Origin of the sequence: Kitasatospora sp. NPDC004723, assembly GCF_040609255.1 — a bacterium.
Lineage (GTDB): Bacteria > Actinomycetota > Actinomycetes > Streptomycetales > Streptomycetaceae > Kitasatospora.
Genome location: NZ_JBEXJT010000022.1, coordinates 20,797 through 35,797, shown reverse-complemented (window position 1 = coordinate 35,797; position 15,001 = coordinate 20,797). Strand labels below are relative to the sequence as shown.

The 15,001-nt window shown below is 72.8% G+C and carries 12 protein-coding genes; 4 read left to right on the top strand and 8 right to left on the bottom strand.

Annotation, left to right across the window (positions count from 1 at the left end; translation table 11 throughout):
• The first annotated feature begins 264 nt into the window (after positions 1 to 264).
• Complete coding sequence (locus ABZW10_RS21520) at positions 265 to 1,092, top strand: isocitrate lyase/phosphoenolpyruvate mutase family protein (RefSeq protein ID WP_355368195.1); 828 nt, start codon at positions 265 to 267, stop codon at positions 1,090 to 1,092.
• A 213-nt stretch (positions 1,093 to 1,305) separates the two neighbouring features.
• Here ABZW10_RS21520 and ABZW10_RS21515 read toward each other — a convergent pair whose 3' ends face one another.
• Both ABZW10_RS21515 and ABZW10_RS21510 read right to left on the bottom strand, forming a co-directional pair.
• The gene (locus ABZW10_RS21515; protein WP_355368192.1) at positions 1,306 to 1,962 is read right to left on the bottom strand and encodes an ATP-binding cassette domain-containing protein; all 657 of its coding nucleotides are present in this window, start codon (positions 1,960 to 1,962) and stop codon (positions 1,306 to 1,308) included.
• Positions 1,959 to 3,086, bottom strand: coding sequence for an ABC transporter permease (locus ABZW10_RS21510; protein WP_355368189.1), 1,128 nt, complete (start codon positions 3,084 to 3,086; stop codon positions 1,959 to 1,961). Before ABZW10_RS21510 ends, ABZW10_RS21515 begins: the two co-directional genes overlap by 4 nt.
• Before the next feature lie 153 nt (positions 3,087 to 3,239).
• Here ABZW10_RS21510 and ABZW10_RS21505 point away from each other — a divergent pair, with 153 nt between their 5' ends.
• The gene (locus ABZW10_RS21505) at positions 3,240 to 3,830 is read left to right on the top strand and encodes a helix-turn-helix domain-containing protein (protein ID WP_355368186.1); all 591 of its coding nucleotides are present in this window, start codon (positions 3,240 to 3,242) and stop codon (positions 3,828 to 3,830) included.
• 128 nt (positions 3,831 to 3,958) lie between these two features.
• On the opposite strand, the gene ABZW10_RS21500 is transcribed toward ABZW10_RS21505, so the two are convergent.
• The 3 genes from ABZW10_RS21500 to ABZW10_RS21490 form a co-directional block, all read right to left on the bottom strand.
• Complete coding sequence (locus tag ABZW10_RS21500) at positions 3,959 to 5,017, bottom strand: sodium:calcium antiporter (protein WP_355368183.1); 1,059 nt, start codon at positions 5,015 to 5,017, stop codon at positions 3,959 to 3,961.
• 541 nt (positions 5,018 to 5,558) lie between these two features.
• Positions 5,559 to 6,989, bottom strand: a complete 1,431-nt coding sequence (locus ABZW10_RS21495; RefSeq protein ID WP_355368180.1) for a cytosine permease — start codon at positions 6,987 to 6,989, stop codon at positions 5,559 to 5,561.
• A 75-nt stretch (positions 6,990 to 7,064) separates the two neighbouring features.
• The gene (locus ABZW10_RS21490) at positions 7,065 to 8,411 is read right to left on the bottom strand and encodes an ArgE/DapE family deacylase (protein ID WP_355368177.1); all 1,347 of its coding nucleotides are present in this window, start codon (positions 8,409 to 8,411) and stop codon (positions 7,065 to 7,067) included.
• Between the two features lie 347 nt (positions 8,412 to 8,758).
• Between ABZW10_RS21490 and rocD the strand changes: the two genes are divergently transcribed.
• Together rocD and ABZW10_RS21480 are read left to right on the top strand one after the other, a co-directional pair.
• A complete protein-coding gene (rocD, locus tag ABZW10_RS21485; protein WP_355368174.1) occupies positions 8,759 to 10,033 on the top strand; it encodes an ornithine--oxo-acid transaminase in 1,275 nt (424 codons plus the stop codon).
• A gap of 142 nt (positions 10,034 to 10,175) precedes the next feature.
• On the top strand, positions 10,176 to 11,003 hold the full coding sequence (locus tag ABZW10_RS21480) for a MurR/RpiR family transcriptional regulator (protein ID WP_355368171.1): 828 nt from the start codon (positions 10,176 to 10,178) through the stop codon (positions 11,001 to 11,003).
• Positions 11,004 to 11,142: 139 nt separating this feature from the next.
• Here the strand turns inward: ABZW10_RS21480 and ABZW10_RS21475 are convergent, their stop codons facing one another.
• Genes ABZW10_RS21475 through ABZW10_RS21465 form a run of 3 tightly spaced genes read right to left on the bottom strand, consistent with a single transcriptional unit; the run spans position 11,143 to position 14,750 of the window.
• Complete coding sequence (locus ABZW10_RS21475; protein WP_355368168.1) at positions 11,143 to 12,333, bottom strand: M20 family metallopeptidase; 1,191 nt, start codon at positions 12,331 to 12,333, stop codon at positions 11,143 to 11,145.
• Positions 12,326 to 13,465 (bottom strand): amidohydrolase family protein, encoded by a 1,140-nt coding sequence (locus ABZW10_RS21470; protein WP_355368165.1) that lies wholly within the window; start codon positions 13,463 to 13,465, stop codon positions 12,326 to 12,328. Before ABZW10_RS21470 ends, ABZW10_RS21475 begins: the two co-directional genes overlap by 8 nt.
• On the bottom strand, positions 13,455 to 14,750 hold the full coding sequence (locus tag ABZW10_RS21465; RefSeq protein ID WP_355368162.1) for a glutamine synthetase family protein: 1,296 nt from the start codon (positions 14,748 to 14,750) through the stop codon (positions 13,455 to 13,457). Before ABZW10_RS21465 ends, ABZW10_RS21470 begins: the two co-directional genes overlap by 11 nt.
• Positions 14,751 to 15,001: the final 251 nt, after the last annotated feature.

Sequence of the window (15,001 nt, the reverse complement as noted above, 5' to 3'; positions counted from 1 at the left end):
GCCGGGGCATCTCCGCCATGACCCCCGAGCGCCACGACCAGGTGGCCAACGCGACAGCGCCTACGGCCTCGGCCGCACCCGCGAGCAGGTACGCGCCACCATCGACCGCGTCATCGCCGCCTCCGCCCGCGAACCGCTCACCATCGGCACCGCCCCCGACACCTTCCGCCTCGACGACAGCCAGGTCCCCGCCCTGCTCCGACCGGGACGTCCATGTCCGATTCCCGCCGGGACGCGGGCGGCAACCGGTGTTTGACTGCGCCCATGACCACCACGCACCTGGACAGCGCCGGCCTCTTCCGCTCCCTGCACACCGCACGCGCACCCCTGGCCCTCGCCAACGCCTGGGACGTCGCGAGCGCCCGCGTCATCGAGGCCGCGGGCGCCCCGGCGATCGCCACGACCAGCGCCGGTGTCGCCTGGTCGCTGGGTTCCCCGGACGGTGATGTCCTCGCCCGCGACCGGGCGCTGGAGCTGATCGGCCGGATCGCCGCCGCCGTCGCCGTCCCGGTGACCGCGGACATCGAGGGCGGGTACGGGACGGACGCCGCCGGCGTGGGCGAAACAGTGGCCGCCGTGCTCGCGGCCGGCGCCGTCGGCGTCAACATCGAGGACGGCACCCGGCCGCCGGCGGAACTCGCGAGGCGGCTGGCCGCGGCCCGGCGGAGCGCCGACCGGGCAGGTTCGGACCTGTTCCTCAACGCCCGTGTCGACACCTTCCTGTTCGGGCTCGGCGCCCCGGAGACCCGGCTGGAGGAAACCCTGACCCGGGCACGCATGTACGTCGATGCGGGCGCGGACGGCGTCTTCGTCCCCGGCGTCACCGACACCGCCACCATCGCGGCACTGGCCGGGGCCGTCCCCGTCCCACTGAACGTCATGGCCGGTCCGGGCGCTCCGACCGTTGCCGAACTCGGCGCCCTCGGCGTGGCCCGCGTCAGTCTCGGCTCGGGCGTGGCGCAGGCCGCCTACGCCGCTGCCCGGCGCGCCGCGCAGGAGCTGCTCGGCACCGGCGGCTACGACTCCCTCACCCAGGCCATGGCCTTCCCGGAGCTCGACGCGCTGTTCTCCGCGCCCCACCCCCGCCACTGACCCCCGAGCCCGGTCGCCGCCGGTGGACACGGAGGGACCGGGACGCGATGGCCTCCGGGGTCCGGTCCATGTGGGCGCAGCGCCGGCCCGGGGCCGGACCAGCCGCCATCGGCGGCTCCATCCGGCCCCGGGTCGCTTCCGTGATCGCGGACCGGACGCGCACGACACCTCCGGCCGACCGTTCACGGAGCAGGCCGGGAAGGCGTGCCCTCGTCAGAGGGAGGCGAGGTCCAGGACCCGGTCGGCCGCCTTCTCCACGGCCGGGTCATGGGTGGCGACGACGGTGATGCAGCCGTGGCGGTGGGTGGTGTCGGCGAGGAGGCCGGCCAGGGCGGCGGCCCGGGGGCGGTCGACGGCGGCCGTGGGTTCGTCGACGAGGAGCAGGGCGGGCTCCAGCAGCAGCGCGCGGGCGATGGCGATGCGCTGGCGTTCGCCGCCGGAGAGGGTGTCGGCGCGGTGCCGCAGGCGGTGTTCGAGGCCGACGTCCGCGAGGAGTTGCCGAGCACGCTCGCGCACGGTGCGGACCGGTCGTCCGGCGATCGACGCGGCGGCGAGCAGCTGCTCGTGAGCGGTGAGGCCGGTGAGCAGGTTGCCGCTCTGGAAGACATAGCCGATCCGTTCACGGCGGAGCCGGGCGCGGGCGGAGGGGGTGAGCGCGGCGAGGTCGGCGCCGTCGAGGAGGACCTGGCCGGTGTCGGGGCGCAGGAGGGCGCCGGCGACGGCGAGGAGGGTCGACTTGCCGGAGCCGGAGGGGCCGAGGAGCGCGGTGAGCCGGCCGGCCGGGAAGTCGGCGTTCAGTGCGCGCAGCGGGGTGGTACGGGAGTCGCCGCGGCCGAGGGTGACGGTGATGTCGTGGAGGTTCAGGCTCATCGTCCGGCTCCGAGCATGGTCATGGGGTCGACGGTGGCGACACGGCGCAGGGTGACGGCGGCGCCGGCCAGGGCGGTGAGGATGACACTGGCCATGGTGGCGGCGAGGGCGGTGGCGGGGAGGCTGAAGGGGACCTTGGAGCCGACGAGCAGGCCGACGGCGCCGGCGAGGGCCGCTCCGGCGAGGGCGCCGGCCGTGACGACGACGGCGGCCTGGCCGAGGGTGTGGGCGAGCAGGCGGCGCCGGGAGGCGCCCATGGCGCGCAGCAGGGCGAGCTCGGGTTGGCGCTGGACGGTCCACACGGCGAAGAAGGCGCCGACGACGAGCGGGGCGATGACGTAGAGGAAGGCCTGGATGGAGGTCATGGTGACGCGTTCGCCGGTGTAGCCGGGGGCGGCGGGGTAGGCGGCTTCGACGGTCAGGGTGCGGGTGCGCAGGTCCCGGTCGGCGGCCGCGAGGTCGACGCCGGGGTCCGCCTGCAGAGCCACGGCCGTGTACTGGCCGGGGAGTCGGTCGACGGAAGGGCCGGAGGTCGGTGCGCCGGAGGCCGGTGCGCCGGGGGCGGTGAAGCGGATGCGCTGCCAGGTGGCGATGGGCAGGTAGGCCGCGGCGACGTGTCCGTACGAGGAGCGGGCGGTCGTGCCCGTGACGGTGAGGGTGATGCCGAGGCGGTCGACGGTGAGGGTGTCGCCGGGGCGCACGCCCTGGTCGGCGAGCCGGCGGGAGACGACGACGGTGTCGGGCCGCTCCAGGCTGCCGGGGGCGGGGTCCAGGAAGGAGCCGGGTTCGACGCCGAAGGCGGCGAAGTCGACCTCGACGCCGCTCCCGGTGGTGCCGCGGGTGATGGTGGTGCCGAGGGGGGTGGCGCGGACGCCGGGGCGGGCGCGCCAGCCGTCGAGGGCGGTGTCGTCGACGAGGCTGCGGGCGAACTGGTCGGTGGAGGTGCCGGGGGCGAAGGCGAGGTGGGTGGCGGGCAGGCGGCGCAGGGCGGAGACGGTGTCGTCGCCGAGGCCGGTGGTGAAGCCGGAGACCACGCCGACCAGGGCGGCGACGAGGACGACGACGCTGCCCATGAGGAGGAAACGGCCGCGGGCCGCTTTCAGTTCGAGCAGAGCGAGGAGCACGGAGGTGCCCTTTCTTCCATCTTGGGGACAAGGCGTCCCCAAGATAGAAGATGGCGACACCGCGTCCCCAAGCGGGGGGTGGCTTCCCCATCGGGCCGGGTCCCGGCCCGGGCCGACGGCGGCCTCCCGGGCGGGCTCCTTAGACTGGCCTCCATGCCCAGGATCAGTGCCGCCACCGTCGCCGACCACCGCGCGCAGCAACGTGCCGCGCTGGTGGTCGCCGCGCGCGAGCTGCTGGAGGAGGGCGACGCCGCCGCGGTGACCTTCGGCGCGGTGGCCGCGCGCCTGGGGCTGGCCCGCAACAGCGTCTACAAGTACTTCGCCGACCGCGGCGAGCTCTTGGAGGCGGTGGTGCGCGAGGTCACCCCACGCTGGACCGAACGCATCCACGCCGAGATGGCCGCCGCCCCGCCCGCCCCGGCCGAGCAGGTCGCCGCGTACGTGCGGGCGCAGCTGGCGCTGGTGCGCGACGGCGAACACCGCATCGCCCGGGCCCTGGCCCGCGACCGGGACGCGGCGGCCCTGCGGCGCGGCGCGGCCGAGGCGCATGCCGAGATCCTGCGGCCACTGACCGAGGCGCTCGCCGCGCTGGGCGACCCGGATCCGGTGCGGACGGCACGCCTGCTGCAGGGGCTGGTGAACGCGGCGGCCGAGCTGATCGAGTCGGGTGACCCGTACGAGGCGGTGGCGCGGCGCGCCGTCCGCCTCGCGGCGGGGGCCGCGGCCGCCCTCGGGGACGGCTGACCGTCCGACGGCCGCGAAGTGCGCCGGGGGGGTGAACGGGCCGCCGGCATCACACCCCGTGACGTCCGGCGCGGGTTCCGTGGCCCGCCCCCATCCCCGGCGGACGGGGCGGGCGCGTACGGGCGGGGTCAGGTGAGCATGGGGATCAAGCCGATGGCGAAGACCGCGTAGAAGCCGGCGGCGACGGTCAGCCGCGCCGGGGTGAGCCGGTGGGCGCGCATGGTCAGCAGGAGGTAGACGATCGCGGCCATGGTCACGAGGCCGGACCACAGCAGCGGGCCGTCGAAGTGCCACTTGGTGAACAGCAGGCCGATGCCGCTGGGGACGGTGGCCTGGATCATCATCGCGCCGGAGATGTTGGCGAGCGCCAGCCTCACCTTGCCCTGGCGGACCCAGATGATCGCGTTCATGATCTCGGGCAGTTCGGTGGCGATCGGGGAGAGCAGCAGGGCGGTGACGGTGGCGGACAGACCGAGCATCGGGCCGATGACGTCGAGCTGGGCGACGAAGTAGTGAGCGGCGATGAAGATCACCACGAGGGTCGCCAGGGTCTGGACGACGACCGCCCAGGTGTCCGGCGAGTCCTTCTTCGGCTGGATCTTCAGCGCCTCCAGCTCCTCCTCGTCCCCGTCATCGCCGTCGGCGGCCTCGTCGGCCCGGCTGGCGCGGATCTCGCGCCAGAAGTACACGGCGTAGGCGGCGAAGAACAGCACGCCCAGGGCAGGCTTGAACGCGAACGCGACCAGGCCGAGCGACACCTTCACGAAGAAGATCGGCAGGAACCACTTCTGGTCCTTCGCCAGGCGCCGCATGTCCTTCTCCGTGCCCAGCGCCTGCGAGGCGGGCGGGACGGTGACGCCGGTGGCCAGGGCCGAGGCGCGGTCGCGGCGGCGCTTGACCAGCAGCGCCGCTCCGGTGACGCCGTAGGCGACGGTCGCCAGCGCGAGGGGGCCGCCCATCGCGGCGCCCACGCCGATGTTCTTCGCCTCCTCGGTGCCTCCGGTGGTCACCGCGACCAGGGTGACCACCGATTCGGGCAGAGCGGTGCCGAAGGCGGCCAGGATCGTGCCGACCGCCATCTTTCCCACGTTGAGGCGCTCGCCCAGCCACTCCACCGCGTTGACGAACCACTCGCACGAGAGGTAGATCGCCACCGCGCACACGATGAGCAAAACGAAATGGATCACGAAACTCGTCAGGCCTTCCCGCACCGGCGGGAACCCGAAGGGCGGGCGGCACGGGGGCAGCACGACTCCGGCCCCGCCGACGCGCACAGTCGTCGACAACGGGCCGAAGGTCTCGCCCGCCCACCACCATCGCCGACGGCGGGCCCGGCCACCGGGAACCCGGCAACGGGCTCCAGCGTGTCGACGACCGGTTCGCGGGGCTACTCCCCTTCGCAGCCGCCGATCATACCGTCGGCCGCCCCCACCGGAACCACCGGCATCCGGCATCCGGTGCCACGGCTTCACGGGGCCGCGTCCTCTCCGCGACGGCCACCGCCCCGGCCGGCCCGGACCTGGTGAACCGGCTGCCCGCGGAATCGGGCGCCGACGACGCCGACAGCCCGGACATCCGTCGGCTGAAGCCGTCAGCGGCGGGGGAAGGTGTCGTGGTGTGCGGACCGGCCCGGGGCCCGGCCCTCCGGGTGGGAGGGGCGGGCCCCGGGCGGGTTCGGTGATGTGGTCGGTCAGGGGGTGCGGGGCCGCTGCGGCGCGGGACGTCCGGTCATGCGCTGTGGGTGGGAAGCCGGAGTTCGCCGGGGGCGGTGGTGTGCCGGCGGGCGGCGAGCACCTTGGCCGTGAGGGCGTAGCCGGCTCCGCTGGCGAGTGCCACGAGGGGGATCGGGAGGATCGTGTCGGGCAGGGCGAGGAAGGCGAGGGCGCCGAGGGCGGACCAGGCGAGGGCCGGGATGTTCACGCCGGCGGTGTAGCGGTAGGGGCCGTGGGGGTCGAAGAGGGCCGGTACGTCGATGCGGCCGCGCTTGATGACGAGGTAGTCGGCGAGGAGGACGCCGACGACGGGGGCGAAGACGTTGCCCATCGCCGACATGAAGTCGCTGAACCCGTCGATGAGCGCGGGGAAGGCGGCCAGTGTCGATCCCGCGGCGGCCACCACCAGGGTCGACCAGAAGCGTCCGAGTCGGGTGGCGAGGTTCGTCAGTGCCAGGCCGCCCGTGTAGACGTTCAGTACGTTGATCGTCCAGTTGTCCAGGATCAGTACGACCAGGACGAGGATCAGGGTGACCGGGCCGACGCCGAGGCCGGGGATCACCTCGAAGGCGTTCGCCGTCGTCCCGAGGGTCGCGGCGGCGGCGTAGGCGCCGAAGAAGGCGGATCCGGCGGTTCCGAGCAGCGCGGCGGCCATGGTGCCGATCCACATGTCCTTGCGGGACTTGGAGTAGCGGCAGCAGTCGGCCGCGTCCGTGACCTGGCTGAACCATGCCGCCGCGATGGAGTTCACCCAGACCGCGAACACCGCCCACTTCCAGCCGGCCGAGCCGGAGTAGGCGAAGACCTCGCTCGGTGCGAAGCCCGGCGCCTGGTGGTTGGCGAGCAGCCACAGGAGGTATCCGAGGATGACGAGCTTGACCGGGAAGGCGACCTTCGACAGCCACTTGAGGGATTCGTAGCCGAAGAGGGCGACGGAGGCCTGGAGCACCGCGAAGGCGATGCTGACGGCGATGAGCGAGGGCCTCACCCCGAGCCAGGCGTCGAGCACGGCCAGGATGCCCATGGCTCCGGCCAGGGTCTGGAAGGCGAACCAGAAGGCCGAGCTGACGGCGCGCAGCAGGGAGATCAGCCAGCGCGAGGCCGCGATGCCGAGGAACGCCCGGGTCGAGACGATCCCGGGCAGTCCGTAGTCGACGCCGACGGTGGCCATGACGGTGTAGGCGCAGAAGGCGATGAGGACGCCCAGCACCTGGGCGACGACTGCGGCCCAGAAGGAGAGCCCGGAGACCACCGCGAGTCCGGCGATGAGGATCAGGCCGGGGTTGAGCATCACGTTGAAGATGATCTGGAACAGGTCGTACCAGCGCACGGTCCGCTGGTCGTCCGGTATGGGTTCGAGGCCGTACTGCTCCACCGACTTCGGCTGGCGGTACGCCGACGACGGGTTGTCGTCGGGGCTTTGTCTGTGGGGGACGTCAGTGGTCATGAGTGAGCCTTCTGGTCCGGGGCGCGGGGAGCGGCCGGGGGTGGGGGCGGCCGACGGGCAGGAGGTCCGTCCGGGTCAGGAGACGGGGGACGCGGTCCCGCACCAGCGGGTGGCCAGGACGGCGTAGGTGCGGGCGGCGAGCCAGACCTCGTCGAGATCGACGTACTCGTCGTTGCCGTGGGCGACGCGCAGGTCGCCGGGGCCGAAGACGACCGACGGCACGCCGGTGCGGGTGAACACGGTCGCGTCGCACACGCCGTAGAGCCCGGTGTAGGAGGGCTGGTCGCTGAAGCCGGTGCCCTGGGCCGCGGTCCGGTACGCGCCGGCGACGGCCTGGCTGATGCTGTCGTCGGGCGAGGTGACGAAGGGGTCCCAGTTGAGCTTCCACTCGCAGCGCGGGCGGTGGGTCCGCAGCCACGGGTCGGCGTCCGCCGCGCGGTCGATGGCGCGCTCGATCTCGGCCATCACGTCCTCGGCGGAGCGCTCGGGGTGGTACATGACCCCATACTCGATGGTGGCCGTGTCGGACAGGGCGAAGGGGACGGTCAGGTCGCCGGGGCCGCCGCGCATGGCGCCGGGCAGCAGGGAGAAGTGGCCGTTGTACCAGAGGTCGTGCCGCTGGGTGCGGGCCCACTCGTCCTCGAGTGCGCGCAGCGCCTGGTAGAGAAGGACGACCTTGTCGATCGCGTTCACGCCGATCGCGTCGCCGGGCTGGGTGGGGTGGATGGTGGCGCCCCGCATGGAGCCGTGCACCTTCTTTCCCTCGACCGTGACGGAGAACCAGAGCAGTCCGGGGCTGGCCACCACGATCGACAGCGGTGTGGGCGGCGCGCTCGGCTCCGAGACGACCGCCGCGTCCGCCAGGTAGCCGCGTTCGACCACCGCGCCCGTTCCGCAGGCGTGATCGCCGGTCTCCTCGCCGACCACGCACTGCAGTTGCAGTTCTCCGCCGAGTTCGATCCCGGCCTCGCGCAGGGCGATCGCGGCGTAGGCCTGGGCGACGAGCCCGGACTTCTGGTCGGTGGTCCCGCGGCCGTACATCCGGGAACCGATCACCTCGCCGGAGAACGGGTGCGCCTTGGTCCACTCGGCGGGGTCCCCACCGGGGACGACGTCCACATGGCCGTTGAAGATGAGTGAGTTTCCCTCACCCTTGCCGGTGATCCGGCCGACCGCGTTGTCACGGCCCTCCTCCACCGCGAAGACGTCCACGGACGCCCCGGCGCGGCGGTAGAGGCCGGTGAGCAGCGCGGTGGCCTCGCCTTCGCGGCCGACATGGTCCTTGTACTCGATGCCGGGATACTTCGGGCTCACGGACGGGATCCGGACGAGTTCCTGCAGGCTCGCCGTCATCTCGTCACGCAGCCCGTCGATGACGGACATCAGGCGGTTCAACTGGGAAGTTTCTTCGGGGGAGCTCATGACGCCTCCACTGGCGCGCTCGGGAATTGCGGCGCTCGCAACCGTCTCGGTGCCGGACCTCGCCGCTTGGCCAGAATGAAACAGGTGATAGGTTTCACATGTCAATAGCCGATTCCGTAATGGATGTTACATCCACGGAGCACCGGAGAAGCCCGGGCGCGACGCCGCCCGAGGCCCGGGAGCCGCCCCCGAGCACCCGGACAGGCGACACCATCGACCCGCTCCCGCGACCCGCCCCCACATCCTTGAATGAAAGGGATATTTCATGTTAGGTGTCAAAGTCACCACATGAACCCATAATTTCGGTCGTCGCCCCTGTGCCGGCGGCCGGGAAGGCGGAGGCCGGGATGGACCGGAACGGCGAAGGACGCGCGAGCCTTGGCCACGCGGCGGCGGGCGCGCCGACCCCGTCACGGACGGCGCGGGAACACATCGAGCGCACGGAGCGCTTCGCCGCGCGCAACTACCACCCCCTGCCCGTCGTCCTCTCCGGCGGCGACGGCGCCTGGGTGACCGACGTGGACGGGCGCCGCTATCTCGACTGCCTGGCGGGCTACTCCGCCCTGAACTTCGGTCACTGCCCGCCGCGCCTGCTGCGGCGCGCCCACGAGCAGCTCGACCGGCTGACCCTGACCAGCCGGGCCTTCTACAACGACCAGCTCGGCCCGTTCGCCGAGGCGCTCGCCGGGCTCACCGGCAAGGACCGCGTGCTGCCGATGAACAGCGGCGCCGAGGCGGTGGAGACGGCCATCAAGGTCAGCCGCAAGTGGGGCTACGTCACCAAGGGCGTGGAGGCCGGCCGGGCCACCGTCGTCACGATGAGCGGCAACTTCCACGGGCGGACGACCACGATCGTCGGCTTCTCCGACGACCCCCTCGCCACCGACGACTACGGGCCGTTCACACCCGGCTTCACGCGGGTTCCGTACGGCGACATCCGGGCACTCGCCGACGCGATCGACGACACGGTGGTCGCGGTCCTCTTCGAACCCGTGCAGGGCGAGGGCGGCGTGGTCCTCCCGCCGCCAGGCTTCCTCAGGGACCTGCGCGAGCTGTGCACCCGCCGCGACGTGCTGATGGTGGCCGACGAGATCCAGTCCGGCCTGGCCCGCACCGGGCGCACCTTCGCCTGTGACCACGAGGAGGTCGTCCCGGACGTCTACGTCCTCGGCAAGGCCCTGGGCGGCGGCCTCCACCCCGTCTCCGCGGTCGCCGCCGACGACGACGTGCTCGGTGTCATCACCCCCGGCACCCACGGCTCGACCTTCGGCGGCAATCCCCTGGCGGCCGCCATCGGCCACGAAGTGGTCGCGATGCTGGCGACGGGCGAGTACCAGGAGCGCGCCCGCGTCCTGGGCGAGCGGCTGGACACCCGCCTGCGGGAACTGGTCGGCGCCGGCGTGCTGGCCGTGCGGGTCCGGGGGCTGTGGGCCGGAGTCGACATCGACCCCGCGCTGATGACCGGACGCGAGGCGTGCGAGGGCCTCCTGCGGCGCGGCGTCCTGGCCAAGGACACCCATGGATCGACCGTGCGCTTCGCCCCCGCGCTGGTGGCCACCGAGGACGAGATCGACCTGCTCGCGGACGCCCTGGGCGATGTCCTCGCCACGGCGCGGGGCTGACGACCCGCCGGCCCGCCCCCCTTGAAGGGGGCGGGCTCCTCTCTGCGCGGGCGCGGGGCCCGCTGGTGTAACGAACGTTTCAGCATGTGCCTCGCCTTGGTAACCTTGAAGAATGGAGACGATTCCGGGGGGCCACACGTCGGTGAGGAAGCTTCTGCTCTCCGCCATGGACGAGCTGAGCAACGGTGAACGCAAGGTCGCCCGGGCGGTGCTGGCCCAGTACCCCACGGCCGGCCTCACCACCGTCGCGGACCTCGCCGCCGGCGCCGGGGTCAGCTCGGCCACGGTGGTCCGCTTCGTCACCCGGCTCGGCTTCACCGGATTCCCCGCTTTCCAGCGCGCCCTGGTCCACGAGCTGAACGGGGAACTGGGCTCGCCCTTGCGGCAGTACGCGGAGAAGGCGTCAGCCTCCCCCAAGGGAGTGCTCCCGCAGACGCACCGGGCCTTCGCGCAGCTGCTGGAGGCCACCTACACGGATCTGCCGGCCTCGGAGTTCGCCACCCTCGTGAAGCTGCTCGGCGACCCGTCGCGCAGCGTGCGGGTGACCGGGGGCCGGTTCAGCCGGCTGCTGGCCGAGTACCTGGTCATCCACCTGTGGCAGCTGCGCGAGGACGTCGACGTGGTCGGCCCGGAGGAGATGCAGCGCCGCAGGGCGCTCGCCGACGCCGACGCCAACACGGTCCTGCTCGTCTTCGACTACCGCCGCTACAGCGAGTCCAGCCTCCGCTTCAGCGAGGGCATGGCCGCCCGGGGCGCCACCGTGTGCCTGATGACGGACAACTGGCTCTCCCCCATCGCCAAGCTCGCCAAGGTCGTGCTGCCCGCCCGCGTGGAGTCCGCCTCACCCTTCGACTCCCTGGTGGCCGCGACGGCACTGTGCGAGAGCCTGGTGGCGGCGGTGACGGATGCCGCGGGCGCGGCCGGCAGGCGGCGCATCGAACGGTTCGAGACGGCGATCGAGCACGCCTGAACGCACGGCCGCGACCACCGCCCGAGTGCGCGCGTGTGCGCGTGTGCGCTGTTGCGCGGAACCCACGATGCCCCGGGGCCGGGCCATCACCGCCGCCGCGGTGGTGGCCCGGCCCCGGGGCCGTGCAACCGGTGGTCCGCTACCCGGGCGCGAAGGCGCCGACACGGTCCCGCACGACGGCCACCGCTCCCAGGTACGCCGCCATCAACGCGGCCGCCAGGGCACGTACGTCCGCGTCATCGGGCAGGAAGCGCGAGGAGTGCAGCGGCTCGGAGGTGCCCGTGCCGACGAACAGCATCATCGAGGGCACCAGCTCGCAGAAGTACGAGAAGTCGTCCGACCCCAGGGAGCGCAGGTTCCGCGAGACCGACAGCCCCCGGCGGTCCAGTTCGCGCGCGATGCTCCCGGCCAGGACCGGGTCGTTGTCGAGTACCGGCTCCCCGTGGGTGAAGGTCACCGACGCCGTGCAGGCGTGCGCCCGCGCGACGGACTCGGCGACCTCCGTGATCCGCCGGTGCATCAACTCTCTGGTCGAGGAGGCCAGCGCCCGCACGGTCCCGGTCGCCCGCGCCGTGCCGGCGATCACGTTCGCGGCACTGCCCGCCGTGAACGACGACACGCCCACCACGGCCGGAGCCATCGGATCCACGGACCGGCTCACCACGCTCTGGAGCGCGACCACGACCTCCGACAGCGCCAGCAGGGCGTCACTGGTCAGATGCGGGTACGCCGCGTGTCCGGGCCTGCCCCGGACGACGATCTCGAACTCGTCGGACGAGCCGTTGACGCCCCCCGCCGTGCACGCCACCTCTCCCCGGGCCAGCAGCGGCTGGACGTGGACGCCCACCATGGCCGCGCACCGCTCGGATTCGAGGACACCACCGGCGGTGATGTCCCGCGCCCCGGACGGGTAGGTCTCCTCGCGCGGCTGGAGCACGGCGAGCAGGGGAACCGGAGGCCCGGTCTCGGCCAGCGCCCCCGCCACGGCGACGAGCGCGGCGAGATGGGTGTCATGACCGCACGCGTGCATCGCACCGGGCCGGTCCGATGCCCAGGGCACACCGGTGTCCTCGGTGACGGGCAGCGCGTCCATCTCCCCGCGCACACCGATCGCCGGCCCCGGCCCGCCGATGCGCAGGACGGCGCCGGTCTCGGCCGCCTTCACCGCCCCACCGGAGCCGGGCAGCGCGGCCAGCACCAGGTCCCGGGTCGCCGCCTCGTCACCGGAGAGGTCGGGCCGGCGGTGCAGCCGGCGCCTGAGGTCGAGCGCCGCGGGCAGGTGCCGCTCCAGGGCGGACCACAGCGCTGCGTGCTCGGCCGGGTCAGTCATGGGGCAGCCCGTAGAGACGCTGCGCGTTGGTACGTCCGATCATCGTGGCGACACGGACGGCGTCCGCCTCGGACCACTCGCCCTCCTCCACCCAGCCGCCGAGCACCCGGGACATGCCGCGCCGCCACAGCACCGCGCCCAGGTGATGGAGCTCGGGCGGCCCCCAGGCGTCGGAGGAGTACAACACCTTGGTGAAGGGGGCCAGTTCGAGGCTCTCGGCGACCACCGCCGTGGAGGCCGCGCCCGTGTAGTTCACCCCCAGGCCCACATCGAAGTAGACGTGCGGAAACACCTGGGCGAGGAACCCCGCGTTGCGGTGGAACGGGTAGCAGTGCAGCAGCACGAGGTCCGTCCCGGTGCCCTCGATCTCCTTGAGCCAGGGCATCAGCAGCAGCGGATCGCACCGCCGCAGATCCAGATCGGGGTCACCGTACCCGGCGTGCAACTGCAGGGGCAGACCGGTGTCCACGCCCGTCCACAGCGCCATGCGCAGCAGCACCGGGTCGCTCACCCGGGCGGGAGCACCCGCCGCCAGCTCGCGCAGCCAGGCGCCGGCCGCCCGCTCCACCTCCCGGACGCCGGGGCGCTCGGGAGCGAAGTCGAAACCATGACGGTAGGCGATGATCGACTTCAGGCCGACCGCCGACGCGGTCGCCGCACCGAGCGCCGCCCGGAAGTCCTCGGCCAGGTGCGCCGCGCTGCTCCCCCGGGCGACGTCCTCAAGAACGGTCTCCAGACGCACGATCTCGGAGAACCGGGAGGGCAGGCGCTCGGCGAGCGTGCCGGGCGACAGCAGCTCCTCACTCTTGAAACCGGTGTCCAACAACCAGTCACAGACACCGGCCGCGGCGAGGAAGAGGTCCGACAACTGCTCCGGGGTCCGTTCGCAGCGCGCGGCCCAGTAGGCGTCCGCGGACGCGTGCGGGCGCAGACCCAGCAGCGGTGCGCAGTGACGGCGGATGGCGAACCCGATCTGGGAGTCGAACTGGGTGACCCCGGTCGGCAGCGGGCGGTCGGATTCGGTGATCAGCGTCTCGAACTGCGCGCGGGAGACCGGTGAGGCGAGCGAGGCGTGGACGTGGTGGTCGACCAGCGGCAGCGTGGCGATGTGGTGGCGCAGCTCAGTAGACATCGGCGACCCGCCCGCACACGTCCCGCTCGTCCAGACCCGAGACCGCGGCCATCTCCGTGCGCTTCACCGAGCGGTGCGTCTCCAGCAGTTCCGCGGAGAACCAGCCGGACACCACGTCGTCCTTGTCGAGTTCGAGGAGGGCCTCCTCCAGGCCGCGCGGCAGGGCGGGGACCTCCGCGAGGTCCGCTCCCCCGGCCTCCTCGGGCCAGACCTTCGGTTGCGGGTAGCCGGCCTCCACTCCTTGCAGTCCGGCGCGTACCAGCACGCCGAGTGTCAGCCAGGGGTTGGCGGTCGCGTCCGCGGCACGGTACTCCAGGTTGAACTGGTCGGCCGCCACGCCGCCGCCCAGGCTGCTCGTCGGGCAGATCCGCAGCAGGGCCTCCCGGTTGCGCTCGGCCAGGAACACCCCGGCGGAGCTCCAGCGCTCGGGCGCCAGGCGCAGGTACGAACTGGGGCTACCCGCCGTGAACGAGAGCAGCGCCCGGGCGTGGCGCAGGATGCCGGCGCTGAACCGTCCGCCCAGCTCGGACAGTCCGCCGCGACGCGAGGCGTCGAACAGGGCCGGGCGCCCGGTCGCCGCGTCGCGCAGCGAGAGGTGGACGTGCACGCCGTTGCCGCTGCCCTCGGGGTGCAGCAGTGGCGCGAAGGTGGCGCGGAATCCGTGCTGCGACGCCAGGTCGCGCACCACTTCCCGCAGGACGACCGCGCGGTCCGCGGCGGTCATGCCGTCGGCCGGGCGCAGGGTGATCTCGAACTGGTCGGTGCCGAACTCCGGCAGCCACGTCTCCGGTTCGAGGCCCATCCGGTCCAGCAGCGCCACCAGTTCGCCGCCGAACGGCTCGACGGAGCGGAATCGGGCGAAGGAGAACGGGGCGCCGCTGTCGAGCCCGGGGATCATGAACTCGTGCTCGAAGGTGGCCACCACCTCCAGCCCGGTGGCCCGCCGGAAGTCCTCCAGGGCCCTGCGGGCGAAGGTGCGCGGGCAGTTGTCCCACGGCGTGCCGTCCGGCAGCACCTGGTCGGCCAGATACAGACGCACCCCCGGCACGTCGCCCCGGGCGGGTATGTCCACGCCGCTGGACTCGGCCGGCAGCAGCCGCAGGTCGCCCGTCGCCCCGAACGGGTTCGGCGCCATCTCCCCGAACGCCGTCACCGCGAGATCGGCCGGGACCCATCCCACCCCCCGCCGCAGCACGCCGTCGACGGCGTTGCCCGGTGCCGCACGCCCACGCGTGAATCCGGACAGGTCGTTGGTCGCCACGAACACCGTGGATGAAGAACTCATGTCTACCTCTTCGATCGGGCCGCGTCCGCGTGGCGCGGATGCGCGGGCGGGCCGCAGACACCAGTGAGAGTTACAAATCTTTCATTCATGGTCAAGAGCAAATGGTACGGAATCTTTGTTTCACTCACAGGCGCGGCGCACCCGGCGTGCCGCTCCGCCCTCGCGGACGGTCGGCGGCAGGCCGAGAGAGGCAGGGCCGATCGGATGGATCATCGGTCTCCTCCTCCCACCCCCGCACCACCCGGGCGGTG